Source organism: Microlunatus sp. GCM10028923, assembly GCF_042666975.1.
GTDB lineage: Bacteria > Actinomycetota > Actinomycetes > Propionibacteriales > Propionibacteriaceae > Microlunatus.
Genome location: NZ_JBHTFF010000006.1, coordinates 364771 through 391636, shown reverse-complemented (window position 1 = coordinate 391636; position 26866 = coordinate 364771). Strand labels below are relative to the sequence as shown.

Annotated in this window: 29 protein-coding genes; 15 read left to right on the top strand and 14 right to left on the bottom strand. The window is 66.5% G+C overall.

The genetic code is table 11. The features are described from left to right. Nucleotides 1–10: 10 nt before the first annotated feature. Complete coding sequence (locus tag ACFQU4_RS17370) at nucleotides 11–970, bottom strand: hypothetical protein (protein ID WP_377494085.1); 960 nt, start codon at nucleotides 968–970, stop codon at nucleotides 11–13. Between the two features lie 67 nt (nucleotides 971–1037). Between ACFQU4_RS17370 and ACFQU4_RS17365 the strand changes: the two genes are divergently transcribed. Beyond that, nucleotides 1038–1730 (top strand): IMP cyclohydrolase, encoded by a 693-nt coding sequence (locus ACFQU4_RS17365; RefSeq protein ID WP_377494083.1) that lies wholly within the window; start codon nucleotides 1038–1040, stop codon nucleotides 1728–1730. Nucleotides 1731–1747: 17 nt separating this feature from the next. Here ACFQU4_RS17365 and ACFQU4_RS17360 read toward each other — a convergent pair whose 3' ends face one another. Beyond that, a complete protein-coding gene (locus ACFQU4_RS17360) occupies nucleotides 1748–2650 on the bottom strand; it encodes a phosphotransferase enzyme family protein (RefSeq protein ID WP_377494081.1) in 903 nt (300 codons plus the stop codon). An 85-nt stretch (nucleotides 2651–2735) separates the two neighbouring features. On the opposite strand from ACFQU4_RS17360, the gene ACFQU4_RS17355 reads away from it, so the two are divergent. Beyond that, nucleotides 2736–3758: an NAD(P)/FAD-dependent oxidoreductase gene (locus ACFQU4_RS17355; protein WP_377494079.1), complete on the top strand. Its 1023-nt coding sequence runs from the start codon at nucleotides 2736–2738 to the stop codon at nucleotides 3756–3758. Here ACFQU4_RS17355 and ACFQU4_RS17350 read toward each other — a convergent pair. Both ACFQU4_RS17350 and ACFQU4_RS17345 read right to left on the bottom strand, forming a co-directional pair. Beyond that, nucleotides 3755–4855 (bottom strand): sensor histidine kinase, encoded by a 1101-nt coding sequence (locus ACFQU4_RS17350; protein ID WP_377494077.1) that lies wholly within the window; start codon nucleotides 4853–4855, stop codon nucleotides 3755–3757. The two genes, ACFQU4_RS17355 and ACFQU4_RS17350, sit on opposite strands and share 4 nt — an antisense overlap. A gap of 119 nt (nucleotides 4856–4974) precedes the next feature. Continuing rightward, a complete protein-coding gene (locus ACFQU4_RS17345; protein WP_377494075.1) occupies nucleotides 4975–5547 on the bottom strand; it encodes a hypothetical protein in 573 nt (190 codons plus the stop codon). An 83-nt stretch (nucleotides 5548–5630) separates the two neighbouring features. Between ACFQU4_RS17345 and ACFQU4_RS17340 the strand changes: the two genes are divergently transcribed. Next, nucleotides 5631–6419 (top strand): class I SAM-dependent methyltransferase, encoded by a 789-nt coding sequence (locus tag ACFQU4_RS17340; RefSeq protein ID WP_377494073.1) that lies wholly within the window; start codon nucleotides 5631–5633, stop codon nucleotides 6417–6419. Here ACFQU4_RS17340 and ACFQU4_RS17335 read toward each other — a convergent pair. Beyond that, nucleotides 6359–7333 carry a phosphotransferase enzyme family protein gene (locus ACFQU4_RS17335; protein ID WP_377494071.1) on the bottom strand — a complete coding sequence of 325 codons (975 nt, stop codon included), beginning with the start codon at nucleotides 7331–7333 and terminating at the stop codon, nucleotides 6359–6361. The two genes, ACFQU4_RS17340 and ACFQU4_RS17335, sit on opposite strands and share 61 nt — an antisense overlap. Before the next feature lie 65 nt (nucleotides 7334–7398). Here ACFQU4_RS17335 and ACFQU4_RS17330 point away from each other — a divergent pair, with 65 nt between their 5' ends. Continuing rightward, on the top strand, nucleotides 7399–7827 hold the full coding sequence (locus tag ACFQU4_RS17330) for an NUDIX domain-containing protein (RefSeq protein ID WP_377494069.1): 429 nt from the start codon (nucleotides 7399–7401) through the stop codon (nucleotides 7825–7827). 488 nt (nucleotides 7828–8315) lie between these two features. After that, nucleotides 8316–8531 (top strand): hypothetical protein, encoded by a 216-nt coding sequence (locus ACFQU4_RS17325; protein WP_377494067.1) that lies wholly within the window; start codon nucleotides 8316–8318, stop codon nucleotides 8529–8531. A gap of 5 nt (nucleotides 8532–8536) precedes the next feature. Here ACFQU4_RS17325 and ACFQU4_RS17320 read toward each other — a convergent pair whose 3' ends face one another. After that, nucleotides 8537–9373: an SAM-dependent methyltransferase gene (locus ACFQU4_RS17320; RefSeq protein ID WP_377494065.1), complete on the bottom strand. Its 837-nt coding sequence runs from the start codon at nucleotides 9371–9373 to the stop codon at nucleotides 8537–8539. Nucleotides 9374–9567: 194 nt separating this feature from the next. On the opposite strand from ACFQU4_RS17320, the gene ACFQU4_RS17315 reads away from it, so the two are divergent. Both ACFQU4_RS17315 and ACFQU4_RS17310 read left to right on the top strand, forming a co-directional pair. Next, a complete protein-coding gene (locus tag ACFQU4_RS17315) occupies nucleotides 9568–10434 on the top strand; it encodes a hypothetical protein (RefSeq protein ID WP_377494063.1) in 867 nt (288 codons plus the stop codon). Nucleotides 10435–10658: 224 nt separating this feature from the next. After that, nucleotides 10659–11624: a phosphotransferase family protein gene (locus ACFQU4_RS17310; RefSeq protein WP_377494061.1), complete on the top strand. Its 966-nt coding sequence runs from the start codon at nucleotides 10659–10661 to the stop codon at nucleotides 11622–11624. Nucleotides 11625–11644: 20 nt separating this feature from the next. Here ACFQU4_RS17310 and ACFQU4_RS17305 read toward each other — a convergent pair whose 3' ends face one another. From ACFQU4_RS17305 to ACFQU4_RS17295, 3 genes are all read right to left on the bottom strand, one after another. Then, nucleotides 11645–12547: an acetamidase/formamidase family protein gene (locus tag ACFQU4_RS17305; RefSeq protein ID WP_377494059.1), complete on the bottom strand. Its 903-nt coding sequence runs from the start codon at nucleotides 12545–12547 to the stop codon at nucleotides 11645–11647. 49 nt (nucleotides 12548–12596) lie between these two features. Further along, complete coding sequence (locus ACFQU4_RS17300) at nucleotides 12597–13367, bottom strand: alpha/beta hydrolase fold domain-containing protein (RefSeq protein ID WP_377494057.1); 771 nt, start codon at nucleotides 13365–13367, stop codon at nucleotides 12597–12599. A 514-nt stretch (nucleotides 13368–13881) separates the two neighbouring features. Beyond that, entirely contained in the window at nucleotides 13882–14928 is a 1047-nt protein-coding gene (locus tag ACFQU4_RS17295) for a phosphotransferase (protein ID WP_377494055.1), read from the bottom strand. 108 nt (nucleotides 14929–15036) lie between these two features. Between ACFQU4_RS17295 and ACFQU4_RS17290 the strand changes: the two genes are divergently transcribed. The 3 genes from ACFQU4_RS17290 (at nucleotide 15037) to ACFQU4_RS17280 (ending at nucleotide 17530) form a co-directional block, all read left to right on the top strand. Next, entirely contained in the window at nucleotides 15037–15993 is a 957-nt protein-coding gene (locus tag ACFQU4_RS17290) for a phosphotransferase family protein (RefSeq protein WP_377494053.1), read from the top strand. 65 nt (nucleotides 15994–16058) lie between these two features. Continuing rightward, on the top strand, nucleotides 16059–16385 hold the full coding sequence (locus ACFQU4_RS17285; protein WP_377494051.1) for a VOC family protein: 327 nt from the start codon (nucleotides 16059–16061) through the stop codon (nucleotides 16383–16385). A gap of 275 nt (nucleotides 16386–16660) precedes the next feature. Next, entirely contained in the window at nucleotides 16661–17530 is an 870-nt protein-coding gene (locus tag ACFQU4_RS17280) for a phosphotransferase family protein (protein ID WP_377494049.1), read from the top strand. Nucleotides 17531–17557: 27 nt separating this feature from the next. On the opposite strand, the gene ACFQU4_RS17275 is transcribed toward ACFQU4_RS17280, so the two are convergent. Next, nucleotides 17558–17851 (bottom strand): putative quinol monooxygenase, encoded by a 294-nt coding sequence (locus ACFQU4_RS17275; protein ID WP_377494047.1) that lies wholly within the window; start codon nucleotides 17849–17851, stop codon nucleotides 17558–17560. 504 nt (nucleotides 17852–18355) lie between these two features. Here ACFQU4_RS17275 and ACFQU4_RS17270 point away from each other — a divergent pair. From ACFQU4_RS17270 to ACFQU4_RS17255, 4 genes are all read left to right on the top strand, one after another. Next, nucleotides 18356–18949 carry a PadR family transcriptional regulator gene (locus ACFQU4_RS17270; RefSeq protein WP_377494045.1) on the top strand — a complete coding sequence of 198 codons (594 nt, stop codon included), beginning with the start codon at nucleotides 18356–18358 and terminating at the stop codon, nucleotides 18947–18949. 102 nt (nucleotides 18950–19051) lie between these two features. Next, the gene (locus tag ACFQU4_RS17265; RefSeq protein WP_377494043.1) at nucleotides 19052–20017 is read left to right on the top strand and encodes an ATP-binding cassette domain-containing protein; all 966 of its coding nucleotides are present in this window, start codon (nucleotides 19052–19054) and stop codon (nucleotides 20015–20017) included. Further along, complete coding sequence (locus tag ACFQU4_RS17260) at nucleotides 20014–20847, top strand: ABC transporter permease (protein ID WP_377494042.1); 834 nt, start codon at nucleotides 20014–20016, stop codon at nucleotides 20845–20847. Before ACFQU4_RS17265 ends, ACFQU4_RS17260 begins: the two co-directional genes overlap by 4 nt. A gap of 123 nt (nucleotides 20848–20970) precedes the next feature. Next, on the top strand, nucleotides 20971–21777 hold the full coding sequence (locus ACFQU4_RS17255; RefSeq protein WP_377494258.1) for an alpha/beta fold hydrolase: 807 nt from the start codon (nucleotides 20971–20973) through the stop codon (nucleotides 21775–21777). 138 nt (nucleotides 21778–21915) lie between these two features. Here ACFQU4_RS17255 and ACFQU4_RS17250 read toward each other — a convergent pair whose 3' ends face one another. From ACFQU4_RS17250 to ACFQU4_RS17235, 4 genes are all read right to left on the bottom strand, one after another. Continuing rightward, a complete protein-coding gene (locus ACFQU4_RS17250; protein WP_377494040.1) occupies nucleotides 21916–22560 on the bottom strand; it encodes a VOC family protein in 645 nt (214 codons plus the stop codon). Nucleotides 22561–22692: 132 nt separating this feature from the next. Continuing rightward, nucleotides 22693–23364 carry a hypothetical protein gene (locus tag ACFQU4_RS17245; protein ID WP_377494038.1) on the bottom strand — a complete coding sequence of 224 codons (672 nt, stop codon included), beginning with the start codon at nucleotides 23362–23364 and terminating at the stop codon, nucleotides 22693–22695. A gap of 79 nt (nucleotides 23365–23443) precedes the next feature. Further along, nucleotides 23444–24340 carry a phosphotransferase family protein gene (locus tag ACFQU4_RS17240; protein WP_377494036.1) on the bottom strand — a complete coding sequence of 299 codons (897 nt, stop codon included), beginning with the start codon at nucleotides 24338–24340 and terminating at the stop codon, nucleotides 23444–23446. A gap of 57 nt (nucleotides 24341–24397) precedes the next feature. Beyond that, nucleotides 24398–25417 carry a sigma-70 family RNA polymerase sigma factor gene (locus tag ACFQU4_RS17235; RefSeq protein WP_377494034.1) on the bottom strand — a complete coding sequence of 340 codons (1020 nt, stop codon included), beginning with the start codon at nucleotides 25415–25417 and terminating at the stop codon, nucleotides 24398–24400. Nucleotides 25418–25643: 226 nt separating this feature from the next. Here ACFQU4_RS17235 and ACFQU4_RS17230 point away from each other — a divergent pair, with 226 nt between their 5' ends. Beyond that, nucleotides 25644–26861: an amidohydrolase family protein gene (locus tag ACFQU4_RS17230; protein ID WP_377494032.1), complete on the top strand. Its 1218-nt coding sequence runs from the start codon at nucleotides 25644–25646 to the stop codon at nucleotides 26859–26861. Nucleotides 26862–26866: the final 5 nt, after the last annotated feature.

Below are 26866 nucleotides of genomic sequence, written 5' to 3'. Positions count from 1 at the left end.
GCCAGAGTGCCTACCGGAGCCCGGCGTCGGCGAGATCCTGAGCCAGCCTGACGATTGCGCTGCGAGGTGCTTCGATTCCTGTGGTCCCTGTCATGGAACTGAGCCAGGGCAGGGATTCGAAGGTGCGCACGATGCGGAGGGTCAGCATTCTGTCCCAGGCCAGCCGTCGTTCCGTCGTCTCGCCGGTTCGCTGATCGAGCTTGGTCAGGTACGTGCCGAACAGGTCCTGTTCGGATCGTCCGGTCTGGGTCGCCAGCGAGGGGAGGATGCCCGCGAGGTCGGTGTAGAGCGGTCGCAGCGACATGGTTTCAAGATCGAAAACGACGAGCTTCCGGTTCGCTCTGCGGTCCAGCCAGCCGACCTGTTGGTAGCTCAACTCGTTGTGGTTGAGGGCCAGAGGCAGGCTTCGGGCGGCGTCCAGCGCGTCCCGATAGGCGTCGAACCAGCGGCTCCCGTGATCGGCGGTCGGCAGGAGCTCCATCAACACGTCACGGATGCGGTCTTCGTACCCCGGCATTCCCTGTGGTGGTTGGAAGAGCTCGACCGGCGGTGCGCTGAGGCCGTTGAGTTCGGCGATCAGGTCGAGAAGATCATCGGCCTGTTCGGCCGAGGTGCCGATGATCGGCAGGAACTGCAGGACCATGATCTGGCCCGCTGCGGTGGTCGCCGTGCCGAGGAGTGGGGCGACCGGCGTGCCGCGTTCCAGCAGGTAGCGGTACTTGGGAATCTCGGGCCGGGCCGGGTTGCTCAGCTTGACGAAGATCGTCCGGTCCTGCCGGCGCCCGTCTCGATCGTCGTACCGGATCGTCAGGATCTGCGATCGACCCGACTGGTGCAGGCCCTGAATCTGGTGCGTACGGTACGCGCCGACGGGTCGGCGCAGCTCCGGGACGGCGGGGCGAAGATCGTCCCACTGCAGGCCCCAGGGCAGGTCCACCTGGGTCGCCTCGATCCGGATCGGTGAGTACACCGTCTCTTGATAACAGATCCCGTCCCGATGATCATCCGTAATTCGGTACGTATGGCACGATGCACCCGTGCAGACCTCGGTACGGCAAGCGCTGGCGGACAACGACTACCCGGGACGCGGCCTCCTGGTGACCAGAACCCCCGCGGACGGGCTCTGCATCGTCTACTTCATGACCGGGCGCAGCGCCGCGAGTCGTGAGCGCGTCCTGGTGCTGGACGGCGATTCCCTGTACGCGCGGCCGCGTGGCGTCACCGAGCACGATCCGTTGCGCCACTACCGTGCCGCGTCGGCCGGGCCCGATTGGTGCGTCGTCGGCAACGGCGACCAGGTCGACACCGTGATCACGAACCTCGCCACGATGGGACCGGCGCAGGCCGTCCAGGGCATCGAGTACGAGCCGGACCCGCCGCTGCGGACGCCGCGGATCACCGTGGTGGCGCCGCGCACGGCAGGCGGGCCTGTGCTCATCGCCGGCTCGCGCGCGAGCGTGCTGACCCCCGAGCAGACGTACGTCAGCACCGTGACCGTAAACGACGTGGCGGTCGGCAGCGGCGTGCTGACGACGACGTACCTGTCCGCCGATCGGCAGGTCCTGGCGACCCACCAGGCCCCGGCGGAGGTGACGGTGGCGGCGGCCGACGCGCAGGAACTGCTCGACCTCGTCTGGTCCTCGCTGGCCGACGATCTTCGCGTCGCCGCGGCAGTGATCAGGCCGACAGCAACGGAACCCCTCGCCGCAGACCTCCTACGATCGGCCTGATCCGTACCCGATCAAGATCAACAGTCCGTGTACCGCGCCATCAGCTCCACACAACGACGGAACTGTGCGGGCGTCGCGGGGTTCTTCCACGCGAGCAGCTCGAGCATCCAGTCGATGGCGAACGCGGGGATCAGGCCGGCCGCGGCTGCCTCCGGATCCGCCACCCGGGCGTAGCCCCGACGGACCAAGTCCAAGCGATCGTTGAAGCGGGCACCGGCCGACACCTCCCACCGGGCCAGGTCGGAGGCCGGCGCGGCGGGGCCCGCGAACTCCCAGTCGATGACGCCGGCCACGGATCCCTGGTGGACCAGGAGATTCTTGGGCAGGAAGTCGCCCTGGGCGAGCGAGAACGGGGGCGTCGGCCGGGTCGAGATCTCCCGGCGCAGGAACTCCGCAGCACGCTCGACGATCTCCGCTGCCGTCGGGTCGAGCGTCCGGCCGACGATGCCGGCGATCCTGGTGAGTTCGTCGGCTTCGGGCCGGCGCAGGTCGTGCCGGATACCGAGCCCGTCGTCCGCACCGACGCTGTGCACCTTCGCCATGATCTCGCCGGCGTCCACGATCAGCCGTTCAAGATCAACAGCGGTACGTTCGCGGACGAGCTCGGCGAGCGAACGGCCCGGCAGGAACTGCTGAACGGAGAAGGACAGCAGCTCCCCTTCATGATCACGATGGACCAGTCCGAGCACCTCGGCCGTCGGCACTCCGACCTCGCGCGCCCGCGTCATCAGCTGCGCCTCGTCGACGAACCACGGCGTCGGCTGGCGGGCGATCCGGACCACGACCGTGATCGCCCCGCCGAGCTCCGCGCGGTACGTCTCGTTCATCCCGCCGCCGGCCAGGAGGGCGAGCTGATCGACGCCGCGGCCGCAGACCGACCGCACCACCGAGTCGATGATCGGGCGGGGCGTTGTCACCATGACCCCGAAGTCTGGCCCAACCATCCCCGGCAGGTCATCCGAATTCCCACGACAGCGGCACCGGCCAGCCGGTAGCTTCGGCGGAATGTCGAACCAGCCAAGGATCAGCAGCCTCGTCGTCGTCGGCGCGGGCATCGTCGGCGCCTCGGTGGCCTACCACGCGGCCCGGGCAGGTGCCGCCGTGACCCTCGTCGATGCCGGGCAGCCGGGCGGTGGCGTGACGACAAACTCGTTCGCTTGGATCGGCTCGGCCGGCGTACGCACGGGCGCCGCCGCCGAGCTGCGGGTGGCGGCGACGGACGAGTATCGCCGTTTGCAGGGCGAGTTGCCCGGGCTGCCGGTGACCTGGGCCGGCTCGCTGTCGTGGCGCCGGGAAGGGAGCGCGCCGGAGGCCGGGCCGGGGGAGGAGATCATCGACGGTGCCGCCGTTGCGGCGCTCGAGCCCAACCTTCGGCAAGCCCCGGACTGGGCCGTCTGGGCGGCCGGCGACGGCGGGGTCGACCCGGTCGGCGCGATCGACCGGATGATCGCGGCCGCGCGGGACCTCGGCGCACGGGTCCAGCTGGACGCCCCGGTCACAGCGGTCCGTCGAGACGCCACGGGCCGGGTCGTCGGGGTCGAGACGGCAACGGACTCCATCTCCGGCGACGCCGTCGTGCTCGCCGCCGGAGTGGCGACGGCCGACCTGGCCGCGCCGCTGGGCGTCGAGGTGCCGGTTGCCCCGTCGCCGGCGACTCTCTTCCGGTTCCGGGCACCGGCCGGTCTGGTCGGCCGGATCGTCACCACCGAGGACTTCGATCTCCGCCAGATCGCCGACGATCGGCTCATCGCCGCCGCGGATTCGCCGGAACGCACGCTCGCCGCGATCCGGTCCACCTTCCGCGGAGCCGACGGCGTCGACCTGCTCAGTGCCCGGGTCGGGGCTCGCCCGATGCCGGCCGACGGCGAACCCATCATCGGCCCGGTTGCCGAGGCGCCGGGCCTGTATGTCGCCGTGATGCACGCCGCTGTCACCCTCGGCGCGGCCGTGGGCCGCCTGGTCGCGCAGGAGTTGATCGAGGGCACCGACGAGCCGCTACTGGCCGGTTGCCGACTCGACCGCTTCTAGGCCTGCGAATCGGCCGCCGGCAGCTGCACGGTGGCGCGGAGCCCGCCGCCCGGCCGCGGGGTCAGGGTCAAGGTCCCGTCGTGGGCCTGCGCGATGCTCTTGACGATGGCCAGGCCGAGGCCGACGCCCGAATGGTCCGTACGAACGCGCTGGGTGCCGCGCTGGAACGGTTCGGCCAGGGTGGCCACCAGCGACGGCGCCAGTTTCGCGCCGGTGTTCTCCACCGTGATCAACACGCTCTCGGGAAGGACCCGGGTGGTGACCCAGATGGAGCCCTGGTCGGGCAGGTTGTGCACGATCGCGTTGTGGACGAGGTTCGTCGTCAACTGCAGCAGCAACGCGTGCGAACCGAGCGTGGTGGCGACGTCGCCAGAGGTCTTGATCATCACCCCGCTCTGCTCTGCCAGCGGGAGCAGCGTCTCCGTGGCTTCCTCGGCGATCAGGGACAGGTCGACCGGTTCCTTGCTGAAGGACCGCTGGTCGGCGCGGCTGAGCAGGAGCAGGGCCTCGGTGAGGTCGATGGCCCGGGTGTTCACGTGGCGGAGGCGTTCGACGAGTTCGCGGTTGTCATGATCAGGATCGCTGTGCGCCACGTCCAGCAAGGTCTGCGTGATCGCGAGCGGGGTACGCAGCTCGTGGGAGGCGTTCGCGGCGAACCGCTGCTGTTCGACGGCATGGGTCTCGAGCCGGGAGAGCATGGTGTCGAAGGCGTCGGCGAGCTCACGCAGTTCGTCGGCGCGGCCCTCCAGCTGGATCCGGTGCGAGAGCGAGCCGTTCGTGGCCAGCCGCGTCGCATGGGTGATCCGGTTCAGCGGTGCGAGCATGCTGCCGGCGAGGATCCAGCCGCCGATCAGTCCGAAGATCAACAGGAAGATCACGGCGCCGATGGCCGGCGGGGTGAATGCGCGGATCAGGTCCGACTGATTCGGCATCGCCGGTTCCCGGCCTCCCGCGCCGGGAATGAGGATCCGCTCGGGTACGTACCGGAGCAGAAACACCCAGACGACCGCGAGCAGCACGCCGCCGGACGCCATGATGCAGGCGGCGTAGCTGAGGGTGAGTTTGAGGCGAACGCTCAGCCCCGGAGCTCTAGCCACGGACGATCCCGGCCGAACGCGGCCCGTCCTCGACGTACGACACACACATGGCGCCCAGTACACCGCATCGGGGCTGTCGCCCGCGTATCGACGCCGCCGACCGAGCCACGTGGTGTCCGCTACTCGCCGGCCCAGGGGACACCACGAGTGACCAGATACGTGCGGAGCTGAGCCGTGTGCATCTGGAGGTGGGCCAGGCCCACCACGAGCATCTCGCCGAGCGGCGTGCCGCTGTGACGGTGTGTATCGGCGACGGGCAGTTCCGCTCGCTCGTCGGTCAGGCCGGCGAAGAACTCGTCGGTCTTGCGCAGACAATGATCGGCATACGCCGAAAGATGCTCGCGAGTGTGGGTCGGCGGCACGACATCCTGGTCCTCGTCGTGCAGCGACATCGGTGCCGGCGGCGCCCAGTCCTTCTCCGTCGCGGAGAGTTCGGCGTCGGTGTAGAACAGGATGTGCGCGGCGGTCCGCCACACCGAACCCTGGGCCCGCCGCTTCTGCGCGGCAACCTTTTCGTCGTCGAACGGCCGCCCGTCCGGATCGAGGGGCGTCCAGGTCGGCGGTTGGTCGGGGTCATCCGGATACAAGCTCTCCTCCCAGAGCTCGTCCGGACAGGTACGAATCGCGATGGCCAGGTCTTCGAGGATCGCCCGGTACCGCTCTGCGATGGAGGTGAGCCAGATCGTTGCCATCTCCTGACCGTACGAAGGAGCACTGACACTCCGGAAGCCCGAAAGGCTGGTCGGTCCCGGTCCGGAGCGGGCATCCTGGTCCGATGGACCTGGGATTCGGCGGCGAGATCTCCGACCTGTATCACCGCTTCCGGCGTGGTTATCCGCCGGAACTGATCCGGGCCGTCGCCGAGGCGTTCTCGCTGGGCGGCGACGATCTGGTGATCGATCTCGGGTGCGGCACGGGACAGTTGGCCACGCCGATGGCGCGGCAGGTCCGGGCCGTGATCGGCGTCGACCCCGAACCGGACATGCTGGCTCGGGCACGCTCGGCAGCCTTGGAGCAGGGAGTCTCCAACGTGGGATGGATGGTCGGAAAGGACACCGACCTTCCGCTGCTGCAATCACTGCTGGGGGAGCGAGTCGGTGCCCTGACGATCGGGCAGGCTCTGCACTGGATGGATCACGAAACGCTGTTCGCCACGGCCGGCGCACTTCTCCGGCCCGGCGGCGGCATCGCCGTCGTGTCCAACGGAATTCCCCTGTGGCTTCAGGACTCGGACTGGTCGCGCGCGTTGCGGGCTTGGCTGCAGGACTGGTTGGGAGCGGGCCCGACGAACAGTTGCGGCACCGACGAAGACGCCCGGCAGCGCTATGCCGAGAGCATGATCGCGAACGGCTTCGAGGTCAGCCAGGTCAAGATCGATTCCACCGAGGAACTCGATTTCGATCATCTCGTCGGCGGGCTCTACAGTTCGCTGTCCGTCGATCGGCTCCCGCCGCCCGAGGAGCGGGCCGAGCTCGAGGCGAGTCTGCGGAGTGCGCTGGATCCTCATCGGCCGTACGTCGAGGACGTTCCGGTACGAGCGGTCCTCGGAACCAAGATCACCTGACGGACCCGAACCGGCCTAGAACGTGATACCAGCGCCGTTCCCGCGCGCCGGAGCCCTTCTCGATTCTCGTCCTCCGACCTGATGCCGGTACGAACCTCGTTCGCACAACGCCACGCGAAGTAGCCGGCCTGGACGCACAGCCGGAGCCGCAGATACAGCGCGAGCCCCCGACGGACCTCGTTGATCATGGAGGGCCTCGCCTTCAGGTACGCCGCGACGAGGGCCTCACCGCGGGACCGCGCCGCTTCGGTGTCCTGGCCCGAGTTGGACCAGCCGAGGTACATGGCCGCCGACGCGAGGTCGTACAACGCGGGCCCGTGCATGGTGGCACCCCAGTCGATCAGCCCCGTGTCGTCACCGCGGACGAGGAACGCGCTGGGGGACGGATCGCCGTGCAGCCCGGCCCAGGTCAGCGGGACCTTCGCATGATCAACTCTGACGGCTTCCAACGCGTTCTCGACCACGGGCCGGATCCACGGCTCGATATCGAGAAAGTCACCCCAGAACGGCAGCACCCGCAGCCAGTTGTCCAGGCTGCCGGTCTCCGTGGCTCCCGCCTCGTGGACCCGCGCCAGAGTCGTACCCATGCGGGGTGCGGACCGCGGATCGGCAACCGACAAGGCCTCGCCGTCGACCCAACGGAGCAGCGCCACCGACCGCTCGCCGACCTGCTCGAAGAGCTGACCCCCGACGGTCCTGACCGGTGCCCCGGTCGCGATGCCGTGCCGATCCAACGAAGCCGCCAGTTCAAGACCGTTGATGAAGCCACGATCGTCCGCGGGCACAGACTTCAGGACGAATCGGCCGGCAGCGGTGGCCACCGACCAGGTGTCGGAGTTCAGGCCGCCGGTCAGCGGTTCGACCTCGCGTACCAGATGCGCCCAGGAGGCCTCGACGAGTCGCGCGACGTCCACAACACGGCAGCCTGTCAGGTCGGGCGCGGTCGGCGCGACCCGATTTCGGATCGTTAGGGTGAACCATGGACTCGGTGGTTTTGGTCGGACTCCTGGACTCGCGCGGTTGGCTGCTTCTGCAGGAGCGGGACGAATTCGCCCCGGTCGACCCCGACCTGTGGAGCCTCGTGGGCGGCGGCGTCGAGGCCGGCGAGACACCCGCGGCGGCCGCCCGGCGCGAGCTGTCGGAGGAGACCGGCATCGTCTGTGACACCCTGGTTCCCTTGGGCTCGTACGAACTGCCCTGCACCGTCCACGGCCAAGATCACGTCGAGCTCTTCACCGCGCGGATGCCGCTCGCCCAGGCCGAAGTCGCCTGCCATGAAGGCCGACAGATGATCTTCGTCGACCCCGCCGCGATCGCCGACCTCGATCTCACCGACACGACCCGAGCACTGTTCGAGATCGTCCTGTCACACCACCAGCCTCGACCTGTGGCGCCTCCCGAGTCGTAGCGGTGGTTCCCGTGCGGGGGGGGCAAAGAGAGGGACCACGGCGAATCGGGACACGGAGGACCTCGTTGTACTGTACGCAAGATGATCAGCGCCGTGGTTTTCGATATCGGTGGCGTCCTGGAGATCGGGGACGTGATCGACAATGGCGTACGGCCAGGGTGGCTTGATCAACTGTGCACCGAACGGGGTTGGGATGCTGCGGAACTCAGCCGACGGTTCCGGGTGGCGAACCTTCCTGGAGATCCGCCGCACGCCGAGTTGCAGGCCTCCTATCGGGCCGCCTTCGATCTCGACGATGCAGAGTTCCCGATCTTCTGGCGCGGGTTCTGGGACTGGTACTGCGGCGAGCTCAACACCGAGCTGTGGGAGTTCATCACCAAAGAACTGGCCGGCCGGTTCCGGCTGGGCATCCTGAGCAACTCGGGTGCCGGCGCGCGCGCGTCGAGGAGGAGGCCCGTTACGGGTTCTCTCGGGTCTTCGACCCGATCGTGTACTCGCACGAGATCGGGATCGCGAAGCCCGATTCCCGCGCCTTCGCCGAACTGTCCCGCCTGCTCGGCCTGCCGTACCGCGAGGTCTGTTTGGTCGACAACGTATCCGGGAATGTGCAGGCGGCCGAGGACCTCGGCATCAGGGGAGTGCTCCACACCGAAGGCCAGACGGCCGACGCGATCGAACGCCTGCGGGCGGTCCTGCAACTCTGAGGTCGTCAGGACACCGACGCGATCAGGCGTACGAAGCCGAGAGTGCGACCCGCCTCGTGATGGAGCATCGGCTCGTCACCGACCTCGGCCGGCGGCTGGCCAGTCCAGGCGGCTGTGGCGAGGTGATGACGATGCCAGAGCTCCCAGCCGTCCTTGATCATGCTGCTGGACCGGATCGAGATGCCGGGCGTACGTCGCCAATGCCGCTCCCACCATTGTGCGCTGCGGAACGTGAACCAGTCCGCGCCGTGGCGGTCCGGCCACGGACCTTGGACGTCGTCGGGGCGGTCGTCGGGGTCGATGCTGTTGCCGGGCACGACGATGCCGATCCGGCCGTCAGCCCGGACGAGCTTCTTCAGCTGGGACAGGTAGCGCACGTCAGTGCCGAAGTAGTGGTACGCGTCGACGCTGACGATGGTGTCGAAGGATTCATGGGCGAACGGGAGCGCGTGCGCCTCCACCCGGAGCGGAGTGACGAGGTGGCCGACACCTGCTTCGTCGATGCGCGCCTGGTTCTCGGTCGGGTCGATCCACAGGTCGGCTGCGGTGACCCGGACCCCGTACTCCCGGGCCAGGAAGATCGACGTGATGGCGCTGCCGCAGCCGAGGTCGAGGACCCGGTCTCCTTCGTGCAGGTCGAGGCCCTCGGCCAGGTCCTCCATCAGCCAGAGGCTGTTGGGTCCCATCAGGTTGAGGCTCACCCAGACGGTGTCGTACGTGGACGATCGAGGGTAGCGATCGGGCCGCATCAGCCGGTCGAACTCGCCGCGATCGCTCGGCTCGGCGGGCTCGGGCGGGTTCAGAAAGGTCGTCCAGCCGGCTGACGGATGCTCGGTATTCAAGGGAATTCTCCTCATCGAAGACGTGCGAAGGAAGGCGGGGCAGCCACCATCGAGCTGACGCTACGGGGGCGGCCCGCCGGGCACGAGCGATTTACCGGGCGCCGGCATTCGATGGGGGAGCGAGCTGGTGCGGCTCGATGATGATCTTGGTCGGCAGAGGGTGATCAGGCCCCGCCGGTCGTTACGATCACTCGATGGCGTCGTTTGCGTACTTCAGTGATCTTGGACTGAACCTGCACCATGCCCTCTATGCGACTGCGTTCGCGAGCCCCGAGTCGGCCGGTTCCGCTCAGCCGCTGCCCGCGGAGCTGGCGGTGGCCGACCGTCCTGAGTTCGTCCGCGCGGTGGAGTTCTACCAGCAGCGGTTCCCGGGCCGCGACCTGCCGTTCGACCAGGAACTGGTGGAATTGAAGACCTTCCTGGTGTTCGGCCACGGGACGCCTCCGGCCGGGTGGCAGGACGTATTCGATCCGGTACGGCCGCTCTATGCCGAGACCGATTGGCCGGCCCAGGATGAGCTCAACCGCGCCTGGTCGGCACAGGTCGCGGATCGGCTGGACCGGCTGCCCGAAATTCTCGACGAGTTGCAACGCCGGTACCGATGCACGCTGCCCGCAGCGGAGGTGCTGCGGGTCGACACGGTCTGGGTCGGGCACCGCGTGCCCGCGTACACGACTCTCGAACCCACCCACCTGACGTGCTCGACGACCAACCCGGACAGTCAGGGCTGGACCGCGGTCGAGATCCTTCTGCACGAGGCCTCCCATGCCCTGGCGAACCCACTGCGGCTGGCGATCAGGGACCGCGTCGACACCTCGGATCGTGGCCTCGGCCAGTTGTGGCATGTGGTGCTGTTCCATCTGACCGGCGAGACCGTACGGCGTGCGCTCGCCGGCATCGGCGTCGACTATCGGACGTACGCGGACTCCACGGGGTTGTTCGACCGCGCGTGGCCGCAGTGGCGAGGGCCGATCACGCAGGCCTGGGCCGGCTACCTCGACGGTACGGAGGACTGGGTCGAGGCGTGTGATCGATTGGTGGCAGGGATTCCGGAGCGGTGATCATGATCGAGGCGCGATGTTGATCACGTGAAGCGTGGATCCGGCACCTTGCGGCCGTGAACCAGGCAGAACGGATGGCCCGCCGGGTCAGTCGAAGACGGTCTTCTCCAAGCGTCCGATCATGGCTTCATCCTGCGGCACCGCGCCCGCAAGGTCGAGAGGCTCGGCACCGCTGTGGGTAAAACGGCTTGGCAGCTGGAGCCTGGGCTGCTGGTATGGCCGACATGTCGTCGCGACTGGGTTCCTACGCGGAGTGGCAGCTCGCGCAGGTGAGTACGCCACGCTCGGTGCTGGCCGACGTGGTGCGGCGGGCGGTCGGAAGCGAACTGGTCCGGGCGGACCGGATTCTGGAGGGCTATTCGAACGAGGTCTACCGGGTCCGCTGCGCCGCGGGACAAGATCTGGTGGTACGGATTCTGCGCTTCGACGACGACATCACCCTCGCGGCGTCGGCGGGCGAGGCGCGGGCGATCGAACTGGCCAGGGCGGCCGGCGTACCCGCGCCGGAGATCCTCCTGCTCGACACGGTCGAGGTCGGCGGCCGCGAATTCCCTGTCATGGTGCAGCGAGCGGCGGTCGGGCGTCCGTTGGGTGAGGTGATCGATCGGCTCTCCGCGCAGCAGCTGCGGGACGTGCTGATCGAACTCGGCGAACTGATCGCCCGCCTGAACGAGGTTCCGGTTGATCATGAATCCGATGGGCCGACCGCGATGGCGGCCGCGTTGGCTCACCGGCAGGCAGAACGCGGTCAGGTGCTTGCCGCCGGGTTCTCGGCGTCGGAGTTCGATCAGCTCATTGAACTCCTGTCGGAGTACGTGCGCGACGTCCCGGCCGAGCCGTGGGTGTTGTGCCACGGCGATCTCAGCTGCAAACACATCTTCGTGACGGGTGAGGGCCGGGACGGTTCGATCGTCAGGGTCAGTGGGATCATCGACTTCGGCGATTGGAAGGCGGGCGCCCCGGTGCATGATCTGGCCGTCCTCCGGGTGCACGAACCCCAGCTTGATCTTGCTCCGCTGCTGGCCGGCTATGGTGCGCCGGCCGGTTATACCTACCGACGGCTGTTGGACCTGCACACCCTGATGATCTTGGTGGGTTCGCTGGCCTTCTGCGTGAACGAAGCTGATCATGACGGCATCGCGCGGTCTGCGCACCAACTTCGCATGCTCGTCCGTGATCTCGCGAACTGAGCGACGGGCCGAGGCCAAGATCAGCTAGGTCTGGGGGAGCTGGGCAGTCGTGTTCGGTCGACTTCGCGCAGGAGTTCCTCCGCGGGTCGGAGCACCTCGTGCGGGACGTCCATCCGGTAGGTCGGCGTGTGCGCGACGACGCTGGAGACGCGCAGATCGCCGATGGCGCCGAGCCAGGCGTTGGCTTCGCCGAACGAGACGCCTTGGGAGTAGGCCACGTGCAGCGCCGCGTCGAAGATGCACTGCCGGTACGACTCGCTCTCGACGAATCGGCTGCACAGATGGGACAGGCCGGCAGCGTGACTCACCATCGGTCGGTGCGGACGGGTTTCCTTGATCACCTTGACGCTGATCGTGACGTCGGCGGCGATCTCCACCCCCGCCCCACTGACCTCGCCGTCGCCCATCGCGGCATGGACATCACCGATCAGGAAACGGCCCGCTCCCGTCTCGTCGTGCAGATAGAGCGTCGACCCCACCCCGAGGGTACGGGTGTCGAGGTTGCCACCGTGATCCCACGGATCCGCTTCGTACGAAGGCAGGATGAGCCCGATCCAGCCGACCATCAACCGCGAGGGCAGCGACACCGACGGCGACAGCCGGATCAGATGATTGTCGGCTTCGACCGTCCGTTCGACACTGGTGACGGCCTGGTCCCGCAGGACTCCGCCCCACGGTTCCCAGGCCAGCCGGGTGCCGGCGAACCCGATCCAGCCGGGCCCCTGGACGTCGATGTCGTCGATCGTGACGGCGAGGCTGTCTCCAGCGTTGAGCCCGTCGACCTCGATCGGACCGGTGAGGAAAGGGGAGACCGTGGCCGCGATCGTCTCGGTGACGAGCTGTTCGCCGGAACGCACCGTGGCGGCTGCGGGAAGTCCAGAGCTGTCCAGCCCGATCAACTGATCACGAGTGATGCGCTGCACGTACCGGATCGTAGGTGATCCGCTGAGCACCCGCGATCCAATATCTCCGTCAGGTCTCAGCGAACGGCCTGCGTCCCGTCACCGCCCGAAGGACGGCTGCGACCATCTCCGTACGCGCCCGCCGGCCCTCGGGGATGGGCAGCAGTGGGTAGACATGGAGCTGCCCCGGCAGCTCGCGATAGCTGACGTCGACACCGGCGTCCGCGGCGCGGTCGGCGAACAGCCGGGCATCGGGGTTCAGGATGTCGCGCGTACCGCTGAAGATCATCAACGGGGACAGGCCGTGCAGGTCCCCGTGAATCGGATTCAGGATCGGATCATCGACATCCGCACCGGCCCAAAGCTCCGCGACCTCGAGCAGTCCTCGCTTGACCAGCCAAGGGTCCTGCGGCTGAACAAGATCAATCTCGGGATTGCTCATGCTCAGATCGAGGCTGGGTGCGATCAGGGCGGTCAACGCGACGGGAACCTCACGTTCGCGGAGGAGCAGGCTCGCCGAGGCCGCGATCGCCCCTCCTGCCGAGTCGCCCATCAGGACGACCGGGCCCGGGGCCTGCTCGCACAGCTTCGCGACGACCGGGACAACACGTGCGGCCGTGCCGCCTTGCTGAACCAGCGGATAGACCGGCATCAGCACCGTCGTGGAGGCCTCGTCGGCCAGTTGCTGAACCCAGCTCCAGTGTTCCTTGACGGCCTGATGGATCCAGCTGCCGCCGTGTAGGTAGACGACGGTGCCGCGCGGGGGAGTGGACGTCGGCGTGATCGCGTAGACCCGCCAGCCTCGTTCCGTCGTCGCCGTGATCGTGACGCCCCGACGCATCCGTCCCTGCGGTTCCACCGGCTGCGGCCGTTCCAGCAGGTCCTGCAGTTGTCGGCGGAGGTGGTCCCGGGTGAGGTAATGCCTGTTCGCCCGACGGAGCCGCATGATCGTCGGCATCAGCCGGCTCAGAAGACTCATCCGCCCGACCTCAGCCATTCAAACCCTCCTGGTCGTTCCGATGACTCCACCTTCGATGAGGCCGACATCGTCTCAGTACGGACCCATTCGGCGAATCTCTGATCGATCACTTGGTCATGTCGTCGACCTCGACGGGTTCGGGAGAGCAGCGGAGCAGAATCAGTGCGACTCGAACGCTGCTGATCTTGTGGAAGGCGTTGGCGCCGGCGGCGTTCATGATCGAGCGTTCGGTCTTGATTGTGACAGGAGCCAGTCGCCACCAAGTCGATCATGGAGTTGCTCCGTGACGGTGCTCTTTCCGACGCCGGACGGCCCGGCGACCACGATCAGATTTCCGTACGGTGCCTTCGTCCGCGCCACCGGAGGAGAACCTGGGTCAGGACGTCGCTGCATCGATGATCGCCTCCAGCATGATTCTCGTCGGGGTTGCGGCGATGAAGTGTTCGGCTTCGCGCTCGGCATGCTTGCGCAGGTCCTCGGGTAGGTCGTCGTCGAGCGCGGCGAGGACCTCGTCATGGATGTAGTTGAGATCGTTGGCGAGGCGCAAACTGAACGTGGCAAGGGAATCCACGGCACCGTACCCGCCGGCATCCCGGTAGGCGCGAACCGTCCGGCGGATCACGTCATGCTGCACCACGGCGTCATGGACGTGCCAGACGCAGAGCTGGGAGGCGAGCTCCCGGCTGGGGCTGACGGGACCGGCCTCGTCCCAGTCGATCAGGGTCAGCGCACCGGAGGCACCGTCCCGCAGCACGTTCGCGGGCTGGACGTCGCGATGGCTGAAGATCAGATCGGTTTGGGGTGCGGTGTCGACCAGGTGACCGAGGGCGACGAGTTCCGCGATGCGCTCATTGAGCAGCCGGGCCAGGTTCGGGATGCGCCGATCCTCTTGTCCGACCCGGACCAGGAGAGCGTTCCAGGAGTCGTCACTGGGCGGGGTGGTGAAGTACGGGTCGGGTTGCGACTCAGCGGGGTACCGCAGGGCATGCAGCGTTCCGAGGGTGCTGCCGAGGTACTCGGCTCGGCCCGGATCTTCCCGGCGGAGTTGGCATCCACCGGCCCAGGTGTTGAGCCGGAGAACGACCTCACCCGTATGGGTCGCCAGCCTCTGCACGTAGCCGCCGTCTGCAGCAGGGATACCGACGGTCAAGATCAGTCCGGACGCTGCGGCGGCCTGGCAGAACTCGGCTTCCGCCTGCGCCCGGTGTTCGGCGTCGCCGTCTGCGCCCCAGAAGAACTGCTTGATCATCAATCGATCGCCGGCGACGCCGGGGTCGCGAACCCTCGGTTCGGCGAGGTCGAGCCGCCAGACCTGACCCATCGACCCCCGCGCGACCGAGGTGAGGGAGCCCGTGGCGTAGGGGAGTGCGAAGCGTTCGATGAGGAACGGGACTGTGTCAGCGGTCGGGCTCCAGGCTTCCATGCCAGCTGATCCTTCACTCGGCGACGATCATCGCTGCCGAGGTTAGCGCCGCCCAGAGATTCCCGCTGTGATTCACTGAGGCGGCACGGGAATCAAGGGAGAGCGTAAGTGGCGACTGCTTCTGTCATACCGGAGACGTTTCGCGACAGTATTCGCGCCATCGCCCAAAGGTTCGGCGTCCCGGATCGGGAAGTGTCGGTTGCGCCGCGCCAGGGACAGGTGAATCTGACGATCTTCCTCGGGAACGATCTCGTGCTGCGGCTGCCAAGAAGGATGGCCTTCGCGCAGCGGCTCGCGAAGGAGGCCGAGATCATCCCAGTGGTCCTGGACCGAGGCGTACCGACGGCCAAGCTCGTGATCTTCGATTCGGGACACGAGATCGCCGACATCACCTACATGGTGCTGGAGCGATTGCACGGACGGGTGATCAACGACGTTCCTCCGCTCGCGGACGGCGGTGACCGCGTCTACGGCTCGCTGTTCGAGATCTTGTCCGTGCTGCACTCGCTGCGGCGAGACTCCGAGCCGCCGATCACCGGCGTTGAGACGGCCGAGTTCTCGTACGACCTGCTCGATGAACTGACGAACGACGGCGAGATCGGCGACAGCCAAGCGGTCTGGTTGCTGCGCTGGTTTCGTCAGCTGGAGGCCCACGGTGCGCGCGGTTCAGAACCGGTGCTCCTGCACGGGGACGTCATGCCGGCGAATCTCATTCTGGACAACTCCGGGGCCGTAACGGCGATCATCGACTGGGGATCCGCCTGCTGGGGCGAGCCGGCGCGCGACCTGGCCAGCTTCCGCACCACAGCGCTTCCGGGCGTCGTGGACGCGTACCGGCAGGTGGCCGGCGTGCCCAAGACCGCCGTCGGTGACGTCGACACCTCCCTTGAGGCGAGCGTACTCTGGTACCAGCTGTTCTTTGCCCTGGCCAAACTGCTCGGCAGGCAGTCAACCTCCGAGACGCGCAACTGGTCCGCGCCGAGAGGAGCACGTCTCCTGGAGATCATGCGGTTCTTCTCGACCAACATCCCCGATCGTTGGAGGACCCTTCTCCAGCAGGAGTGAGGCGTGACCGTGGCATGCTCGGATCAGGATTCTGATTCTCGGGTTTGGGAGGACGGCGAGTTTCGATGGTGAGGCTTGGATCGATCGTGATGCATGTTTCGGAGATTGAGCGGGCAGCGGAATTCTGGGGCAAGGCGCTCGAGGATCAGTACGAACTGGTCCATCGGGATCACAACTCGGCGACGTTCTTTCCCAAGGTTGGGCCGGGCGCTGCGCTGCAGTTGACCGAGCGCAATCAGATGCACCTCGACCTGAACACGGACAGCCTGGAAGAGAACGCTGCCGAGATCACACGGCTCGAATCACTCGGCGCGCGACGTGTCGACTGGCCCTACCGGCCGGAAGTCGCGGTGATGGCGGACCCCGACGGGAACCTGTTCTGCGTCTGCTGATCCGCCCCAGCGGTGGCACTGTTGATCTTTACTCGGAGGCTCCGCAGACGATCGGTTGGTAGAGTCGGCGCCGTGATCTGTTCTCCCGGTGTCGCTGGCACGCGCTGACCCTGCGCCAGCTGGCGTGCCTGCCCTGGTTTTCCCCGGCCGATAGCCGGGAAGTGGTCAGCGCGATCATCCGCGCCCTTCTGTCCGTCCTGCTTTGGAGACCACTTCACGATGTTTGTTGATCTTGCCTGCAATCTGCCTTCACTGCTTCGAGGAGGTAGCTAGCGATGGAATCGACCCAGACGCGGAAAGCAGTGGCTGCTGCGGTGTCGACCGCCTCAGCATTCGACCTGGCGGTCGACGACGTCGTCGTTCTGAACGACTCCAACCGTCTCGTCGTCCACCTGACCCCGTGCGACACCGTTCTACGCGTCACGCCCACAACGCATCACGAGGGTCATCAGGTGAGCCCGGAGCGAGAAGCCGATGTCGTACGACAACTTGGGCAGATCGACTGCCCGGTTGCCACACTCGACGCTCGGGTCGAGCCACGCGTCCACCTGCGTGACGGCTTCAAGATCACCTTCTGGACCCACTACGAACCCTTGGAGTCCCCACCCCTTCGACCGGCCGACTACACGGGGACACTGGAGCGCCTTCACGCCGGCCTGCGGCAGATCAAGGTCTTGACGCCCCACGCCGTGGATCGCGTCGCGGCCGTACAACTTGACGCAGCCACCCGCGAGATCACGCCAGACCTTGCGGAGCCGGACCGGACGTTTCTCGTCAGAACGCTGGGCGATCTGAGGAAGTCGATCTTCAACCGCCACGTACCAGAGCAGCTACTGCACGGTGAGCCGCATCCGGGAAACGTGCTCAGCACGAGGAACGGGGCGCTCTTGATCGACTTCGAGAACACCAGCCACGGTCCCGTCGAGTACGACCTCGGCTGGGTGCCGAGGGAGGTCGGCGACCGCTATGCAGGTGCCGACCAGGAACTGATCGGCGAGTGCCGCGGCTTGGTGCTGGCGATGATCGCCACGTACCGGTGGCGTCACGACGACCAGCACCCGAGCGGCAGAGAATCGGGAGTGGCCTTCCTCAACGCTCTGCGGAACGGCCCACCCTGGCCGGCGCACGACGAAGTCACCTGGTAACGATCACCAGCGTGACGGCGGTCCCCACTATGACTGCACGGCTGTCTCGAACTTCGTGAGAACAGGATCACGGTCCAAGACGTCGCGCAGCTGTGTCGCCCCTTCACCCTGTCGCCACGCGCGGTAGGCGAGATCGTGCTCGTTCGACTCCCAGACTTCATAGGCGACGTAATGGGCTGGGTCGTCAAGATCAGCGAGCAGGTCGACCCGCAGGCAACCCGCGAAGTTCCTTGTGTCCTTGAGAATCTCGGCGAACATGGCGGGCCCGTCAGCCAGGTGGTCGGCTGCGAAGTGCACGTCGAGCATGGCCGTGATCGGCATGAATTCTCCTGGCTTGGTTCGATGAAGGTGAGGACGACACGCTGTTAGCAGTGTCTCATCGAGGGACTGCGAGCACTTCGCCGATGCCTCCGTACATCGCCGATCACCGTCCGCAGGGGGAGTCCACGGAGACCATCGGAGGAGCAGGCCGGCGGGGTAGTGGAGTCGCCCCGCCGGCCCGATCATGAACGGTTGTGGCCTAGCGGCTCACTGCCCGCCGAAGGGATCCGGCGGCCCGGGGTCCTGTGGCGCCGGATACCGTACGGCTTCGGGAAGCAGCGCAGTAGCGCGGCGAACACCAGATCGTCCAATGTCGCCACCTCCGGCACGGTCAGCACGCATCGGGTTCGGCGTGCTCACCGTGGTCAGTACCGGGATGCTCATATGCTCGAGGCTGCAATTGAGTGAACCGAGCGCAGGCAGCGCTTGCGCTGGCTGCCGAGACGATTGAACTTTGTTGAGCAGCGCGGAGCGAGTCCGAGCAGATTGAGCGGAGGTGGGCGCATGTCGGCGACGAAGCTCCTGGTACTCGGTATCGTGCAGCTCTCCGGCGGCGCGCACGGCTACCAGGTGCGGTCCGAACTGCAGAGCTGGGGTGCGGAGATTTGGGCCAAGATCAAGCCCGGCTCGGTCTATCACGCGCTGAAGAAGGCGGCGGCTGATGGCCTCCTCACCGAACACGCCGAGCCGGGCAACTCCGGGCCGGAGCGCGTTTTGTACCGCGTGACAGCTCGGGGACGTGGCGAGCTGGTCGAACTGGTCCGCGACGGTCTGCGGCGCACCCATGACCCCACCATGCTCGACGCGGCCATCGCCATGTTGCCCATGCTGACCAGGACGGATGCCATCGCGCAGGTTAACGAGCGGGTCGCGCGCCTGGAAGCGGAGCTCGTAGGGCAGGCCAAGGGGTGGGAGAACCCGAACCGCGACATTCCCGAGCACGTCCGCGAGCAGGCCGAACTGTGGGCGGGACACGCACGCACCGAACTGGAGTGGGCGAAGAGCCTGAGCAAACGACTGTCTGAGGGCGCCTACACCATGGCCGATGATCCGGGTTCGTGGCGAACGGTCCCCGATCACCTCGAGATTCGCATCTAATCAAACTTGACTAGAGGTCCCGGTTCGTGCATTCTGGCCAAGTAGTCAAACTTGACTAGCTCAACCAATTCGTTCGCAACACCGAGGGAAGGAATCGAACCCATGGGTAAGTTCGCGATCGAGACGAGAGGGTTGAAGAAGAGCTTCGGCAAGACCCACGCGGTCGCCGGTGTGGACCTGGCCGTGAGCGCCGGGGGCGTCTACGGCGTGCTCGGTCCGAACGGGGCGGGCAAGACCACCACGATCCGCATACTGGCCACGCTCCTGCACCCCGACGCCGGAGAGGCGCAAGTGCTCGGCTACGACGTCGTGCGTGACGCCCAGGCGGTGCGAAGCAGGGTGGGCCTCACCGGGCAGTTCGCGTCGGTCGACGAGGACCTCACCGGGGTGGAGAACCTGTTGCTGATCGCCAGGCTGCTCGGCTTCTCACGCCGCGGAGGCAGGGAGCGGGCGACCGACCTGCTCGAGGCGTTCGGTCTTGTCGAGGCGGCCGACCGGCAGGTGAAGAAGTACTCCGGCGGGATGCGCAGGCGCATCGACATCGCGGCGAGCCTGGTCGTCACCCCCGAACTGATCTTCCTCGACGAGCCCACGAGCGGGCTCGACCCGCGCAGCAGGAATCAGGTCTGGGAGATCGTCAGGGGCATGGTCGCCGAGGGCGCCACCGTGTTGCTGACCACGCAGTACCTCGACGAGGCCGACCAGCTGGCCGACCGGATAGCGGTGATCGACCACGGGAAGGTGATCGCCGAGGGCTCGAGCGGCGAGCTCAAGGCATCGGTCGGAGCCGGGTCGCTGCACGTACGGCTACGTGCGCCCGAGCAGCGGGCCGAGGCCGAACGGGTCCTCGCCGGCGTCCTCGGAGTGCCGGCCGAGCTGTCCGCTGATCCGGCCGCGCTGTCCGCAAGGATCTCCGACCCCGAGCGGGTCGCCCGTTCCCTGGCCGAGCTGTCCCGCAGTGGCATCGACGTCACCGAGTTCGCGCTCGGTCAGCCGAGCCTGGACGAGGTGTTCCTCGCCCTGACCGGACACGCCGCCGAGGAGACACCCGAGGAGGATGTCGCATGAATGCCACGACCGCAGAACCGGCGTCGGCGCCGGTCACCGAGGACGCGCTGCGCAGTGTGCTGTTGGCCGGCGAGCGGCCGCCCCGCCCCGGCCCGGTGCTCACCTCGTTGACCTTCGGCTGGCGCGCTTTGCTGAAGATCAAACACGACCCGAACCAGCTCGTCGACGTGACCATGTTCCCGATCATGTTCACGCTGATGTTCACCTACCTGTTCGGTGGCGCGCTCGCCGGGTCGACTCAGGAGTACCTGCAGTTCCTGCTGCCGGGCATCCTGGTGCAGGCGAACGTCATCATCACCATGAACACCGGCATTACGCTGAACACCGGCGTGTTCGACAGGTTCAGGTCACTCCCGGTGTGGCGACCATCCCCGCTGGTCGGCGCACTGCTCGGCGATCTGGTGCGCTACTCGATCGGGTCGGTGATCGTGATCACGCTCGGCCTGATCCTCGGGTTCCGGCCAGAGGGTGGCGCCGTCGGCGTGGTGCTCTCGGTGGTGCTACTGCTGGTGTTCTCGTTCTGCCTGTCGTGGCTGTGGACGATGCTCAGCCTGATCCTGCGCACGCCGAGCTCGGTGGCGGGGGTCAGCATGATGGTGATGCTCCCGCTGACGTTCGTGAGCAACATCTTCGTGGACCCGAAGACGATGCCCGGGTGGTTGCAGGCGGTCGTCGAGGTCAACCCGATCACCCACTTGGCGACCGCAGTGCGTGGCCTGATGAACGGCTCGGTGCCCGCCGGGGAAGTCGGCTGGGTGCTCGTCTCGTCCGTACTTCTCGTCGCGGTCTTCGGTCCCATCACCATGGTCCTCTACCGCAACAAGAAGTAGATGCCGCTGCCGCGAGCACTTGGGCGAAATCAACTCCGGTGATCAACAACCGCTGGCCGACCGGTTCGGCCGGCCCCGACAACCCGACCACGCATCGAGAAATGGAGAGAAGCAGTGAACGAGATGACACTTCGTGTGACGTCCGCCGACGGTACGAGGATCGCCTACGACCGGAAAGGCACTGGCCCGGCGGTGATCCTCGTCGGCGGCACCCTAGACGACGGCGCTGAGAACGCGCCGCTGGCCCGGCTCCTTGACAACCATTTCACGGTCTACAACTACGCACGACGCGGCCGGGGCGCCAGCGGCAATACACCGCCGTACGCCGTGGCGCGGGAGGTGGAAGACCTCGACGCGCTGATTGCGACAGCCGGCGGCTCAGTTCACGTGTACGGCGCCTCGTCTGGCGGCGCACTCGCGCTGGAGGCAGCAGCGGCAGGTTCGGCAATCGACAAGATCGCGGTGTGGGATGTGCCGTACGTGATCGGGGACGACCAGTGGCCGAGGTTCAACCAGTACCTCGCGGACACCCACGACGCCTACAAAGCCGGCCGGGACGAGGAGCTCCTGGAACTGTTCATGAGGCTTACCGGCGGACCCGACGCGGACATCGCGGCTGACAAACAGCACCCGATGTGGGCATCGTCCGTCGCGCTCGCCCACACGCTCGTCAAGGACGCCGCGGTCCTCAATGGCTACAAGATCCCCACGAACCGACTTGCCCGCATCACTCAGTCGGTCCTGGTCACCACCGAGGGTCCGACCACCGAACCCCAGTTCGCAGGCCTCCCGGCCGACTTCTTCGACCGCGCCGCGAAAGCGATAGCCGCTGCCATCCCCCTGACCGAACGACACACGCTCGACGGGCAGGGACACGTCGTCGCCCCCGAACTCATGGCCCGTGTACTGAAGACGTTCTTCAACCAGTAACCCGTCGACTGGGCAGCCAGCGCACGAGCGCGGGACCCGGGCCCGCCTGCGGCGATGCCGAGCTGATCGGGCGAGCTGGCCGGCGGGGCAGTGGTTCGCCTCGCCGGCCCGATCGTGGAACGACTTAAGCCTGGCGGCTCACTGCCCGGAGAAGAGGATCAGGTTGCCGTCCAGGTCTCGAACGACGAACTGATTGGCACCCCAGGGCTGACGCTTCAGCGTCTGCTGGAATTCGACATCGGCTGCGGTGAATTCGCCGTACAGCGCTTTGACATCATCGACGGTGATCGCCGCCGACAGTAGTTGATCATCTTCTCGGATGCTGCCGTTGAAGACCGGATCACACACCATACGGAGATTGAGGCTGGCCTGGTCGCGGCGTACCTGACCGTAGTACGGCGGTTCACCGTAGGTGAAGACCACGGTGAAGCCCAGCTTCTGGACGAAGTACGCGCAGGCTGCATTCACGTCGGCTACGTACAATTGCGGTTCGGCCTGCGTGAGGACCGGCTTCGTCGGTGCGTCGGATTCGGGTGCTGCTGTTTCTTGGGACATTTGGGCTACTCCTGACTTGAACATGGCCCAGGTTTCGAAACCGGCCTCGCGAGCGAGCAGAAGTTGGGCGTCGGCAAGCACGAACCGCTGCGCGAGGATCTGATTGTCGGTCAGTTCCCGATAGCGCGGCAACGCGGCACGGATTCGTGACGCAACGGAATAGTTGCGCTGGCGGTGCCACCGAACCAGTTGCCTGGCCTGCTTCCGCAAGTTCTCAAGGTTGGTCATGGGCGCATTTCGATAGTTGCGAGGTGGGCATAGCCCCTTCGGCGAGTGCCGGTGCGCCCCCATAAGCAGCACCAGCATCCTGCCGCGCAAGCTCGCTGGCTGTCAAGAATCCGCTCGGAGAAGCGGAACTGCTCAGGCCGTTCCGTCATACGCGGCCACGACGGCTCGCAGCGCGCGAAGGTCCTGGGCCGCGTAGGGCTGGGAGAAGTGCGGGATCTGCAACATGTGTCGCCGGCTCCAGGCAGGTACGAGCTCGCAGAACGACGGGTAGTCGGACCGTGCGAGGCCGTACACCTCAGAGCCGGCCAGGCCGAACGGATCAACGAGCTTCAGCTGGCCCGTCGAGTCGAGCATGAAGTGCGCCGGTTTGACGTCCAAGGGGCCCCACCATCGGACGTTCTCGCGACAGTCGGCGTAGGTACGTTCCACGTCGGCGCGCACTTCGGCAAGATCAGGATCGTCGCTGAACCACACCGGATCAGGGTCGTCGACATCGGGAATCTGCCGCGGACTGAGAAGTTCCATGACCGCCAAATGCCCGCCGCCATCCAGATCCGTCGCGAACTCAATCGTGGGCAGCCAACGATTCTCCGGATGGCGGCGACAGAGATCCACGAAGTATTGGTAGGCGCGTTCGAACGGACCGATCCGGGCCGCATAGCGACGCGTCGCATCCGCGAGCACAACGGCCCAATCTCCGGCGGCGACGAATCGCCATCCGCTCCGCTCAAGGGCGTTCCTGGCTCCGCAATGATCCAGCAAGGACCAGTCGTCGACATCGGCTGGCAAAGTCAGATCATCCATAGCCACGGAGTTTGCCCCGAGCGGAGGTGGGAGCTCAATCCGTTTGTCGGTTCGTCATTGGCGCGAGTGATCATCAGGGTCAGGCGCCGAGTTCGGCGAGTGCCTGGCGGAGGAACGGCGTGATTCGGGCGGCGACCTGTCGAGGGGTGTCGGTGCATCCTTGCTGCTGGTACCCCGGTAGCCACAGCTTGCCGGCCCAACGTCGGGCGGCGACCCCACACATGAGATCGAAGACCGGCAGATTCGTCGGCGTCGCTCCCGAGCTTGCGACGTAGTGCGAGGTCAGTCGTCGCGCCGCGGGCAGGCCGAACAGGGCCGCGACATCGGCACGGCAGTAGGCAAGATCAAACCAACGCGACCCGAGTCTGGCGCCGTTCCAGTCGATGACTCCGGTGAGCATGCCGTCACGCCACAGCAGGTTTCCCGGGTGATAGTCACCGTGCATCAGGGTGGTGCCTGCGGTCGGATCGGGGCGATGCTGTCGGAGTGCCTCGAGGGCACGATGGACCAAGGCCGAGTTCGACGGCCCTTGGAGTCGGTCGAGTTCGCGGTTGCCCCAATGGTCCGGCGGCAGCAGGGGACCGCTGGCATCTGCGGTGTCGGTGGCGTGAACCGTGGCCAACGCGTGGGCGATCTGTTGCAGCCAATGATCAAGATCAGGAGGGTGTACGTTGCCGTGGCCGCTCAGCCGAGTCATCACGAGGGCCGGCGAACCGAACCACCGACCGTCCGCATCCAACCGGATCGGCTCCGGCACCGGAACGTCGACGCGCTGAGCGAAGTTCAAGCGCTCCCACTCCATCGGCGCCCGATCGTCGGTCGGCCTGAAGATCTTGACGACGAAGCTTCCGCTGGTCGTGTCAACCCCGAAGGTGGTCGTCGCCAACCCGCCATGGAGGCGCTCCACCTTCGTGACCTCGGCCTGGTTCGCGACCTCAGCCAGCATGTTGGTCAACCCAGCCGTCGAGAAAGGCATGGGCGGGATGCTACGGGTTGGCGCTGCCTCGGTCTGTCGGGTGCCCGCCGCCTTTGTTCAGGGGTTCGTGTGGTCGGGTCGCTGGTGAGCCGGGCGGGCTCCGATGCGGGCCAGCCGTAGATCCACGTCGGTGATCACGATCTCGAGCTCCTCACCAGGCTTGAGCAGCCTGTCCGGGCTCAGATCACTCGCGTGGATGAGGCACCGAAGTCCGTCGAACTCGACGAAGGCGCCGAATGGCAGAACCTTCCTCACGGTCCCCACCGCCTGTTGGCCGGGCATCAGACTCCGGAGGCGATCGCCAAGATCGCTGTGACCCTCTGCCTGGGGATCCGGCGCGTTCGTGATCAGAGGACGCCGGTCGTCGTACATGTCGATCACCGTGCATTCGACCACGGCAGCGGACGTGCCAGAGTCGGTGTCGGGCAGCTGGCCGCGGCGCCGGTAGACGGCCTCGATGCCGATGTCGGCCATGATCTTGTCCTTGTCGAGTCGGTCCAGCAGTTGCGCAGTGATGGTCTGGTCGGTGCCGATGAGCTGCTTGGCGTGGCTGAGGTCTGTCACCTTCATGATCGGGTTCTCCTTGGTGGGTTCGGTGGATGGCCGAGGCGCTTCGCTGGAAAGGCGTCGGCGGAGTTGTGCGAGGGCTCTGCTGGTGTGAGTGGCGACGGTGCCGGGTTCGACGCCGAGGACCTTGGCTGCAGCGGTCTGGCTCAGATCTTGGAGGTAGCGCAGTTCGACCGATCGGCGCTGTCCCGGGGAAAGATCGTCCAAGGCATTGAGTACGACGATCCACAGCAACCACTCCGAAGTGGAGTCCAGGACCTCGCTGTCGACGTCGGCCAACGGCCGATGACGTGCTTGCGCTCGGATCTCGTCGATCGCCAGATTGCGGGTGACCCGTAAAGCCCACGCCCGTCGATGGCCTGGGCTGTCGGTCAGGTCGTTCCAGTGCTCGTAGAGACGGAGAAGTGCTTCAGCGGCAACCTGATGGGCCAGGTCGTCGTCGCCGAGGATGCGTCTGGCCAGACGAGAGCAGACCGTCAGAAGTTCGGGATAGAGATCGGTGAATGTCATCGTTGAATACACGCTGGGAGACGTCATCTCGATGACATGATCCTTGATTTGGTACGTCAGCCGGGATCTTCGGCCGTTCTGTCACCTGGCTCGGGACTGGCCACGCCGTTGGTAGCCTCTGCCCATGGGTGGTCCTTCCATCAGCCGTCGCAGTCTGCTGGGCACTGCGGTTGTCGTAGCCTCGGGTTCCGCTCTGGCCACCGGTTGTACGCCCGACGCTGAGGACGTGGACTACCGGACCGATGGGGCGTCGTTCGCGCTGACCAATGTGATCGTCTTCGACGGGGAACAGCTCACCGACGCCGACACCGTGGTGGTGCGGGACGGGTTGATCGCCGGCGTTGGAGCGGCGCTGACCGTACCGGAGGATCTTCCCAAGCTGGATGGGCAAGGCCGGCTGTTGTTGCCCGGTCTCATCGACGCGCACGTCCACTCAGCGACCTGGTTCGCCAACGCGTCGCTTCGGTTCGGCTCGACCACCCTGTTGGAGATGAACGGTCTACCGTCCCCGGACGAAGCTGCGGCACGGGAGGATGTGGCGCGGGACGACGCGGCCGATGTGTGGACGGCCGGATTCATGATCACCGTGCCCGGGGGACACGGCACTCAGTGGGGCGGTGATCCTCCCGTTCTCGAGTCCGGCACCGACATCGACGGCTTCATTGATGAGCGCCTCGGGGAGGGATCTGACTTCATCAAGTTGGTCATCGAAGAGCTGGAGGAGACCTTCCCGACGCTGACCCCGCGACAGGTCAAGGCCGTGGTGCGCGCAGCCCACAACAAGAAGCGCCTGGCCATGGCCCACATCGGCACCTGGGACGACGCAGCGGTGGCCATCGACGCCGGCATCGATGCACTCGTACACGCACCCCGCAATGCACCGATCAACGACCGCGTGGTGTCGCGGCTGGCTGCTCAATCGGTCCCGGTGGTGCCCACCCTGACGCTCTACGCGGCCGCCAGCGGCCAACATGACAGCAGCACGTTCCTTGATCATCCCCAGACCGGGCCATACCTTGATCAGGATCAGAAGGCGGCCGCTCGGCGGACCAGCGCGGGCTCGCTCTGGCCGACGTGGTTCGATGACGCGGTAGCCGGCGTGACCGCACTCTACGAGGCTGGCGTGCCGATCCTGGCCGGAACAGACTTCGCCAATGCCGGGACCATCCCCGGCGTCAGCCTGTTGCACGAGATCAAGCTGCTGCAGCAAGCAGGGCTGTCCGACCACGACGCGCTCGCCGCCGCCACCTCACGCGGCGCCGACCTGCTCGGGCTCACCGACCGCGGCCGGATCGGTCCCGGCAAACGTGCGGATCTGATCTTGATGAACGTCACGTCGATCAAGGAAGTCATCGGCTCGTACGACATCGCCGCGATCTGGCGCAACGGACACTTCGTCGATCGCCAACCCGTCGACCGAGCCCCATCGTCACCCCACAGCTAGGACTC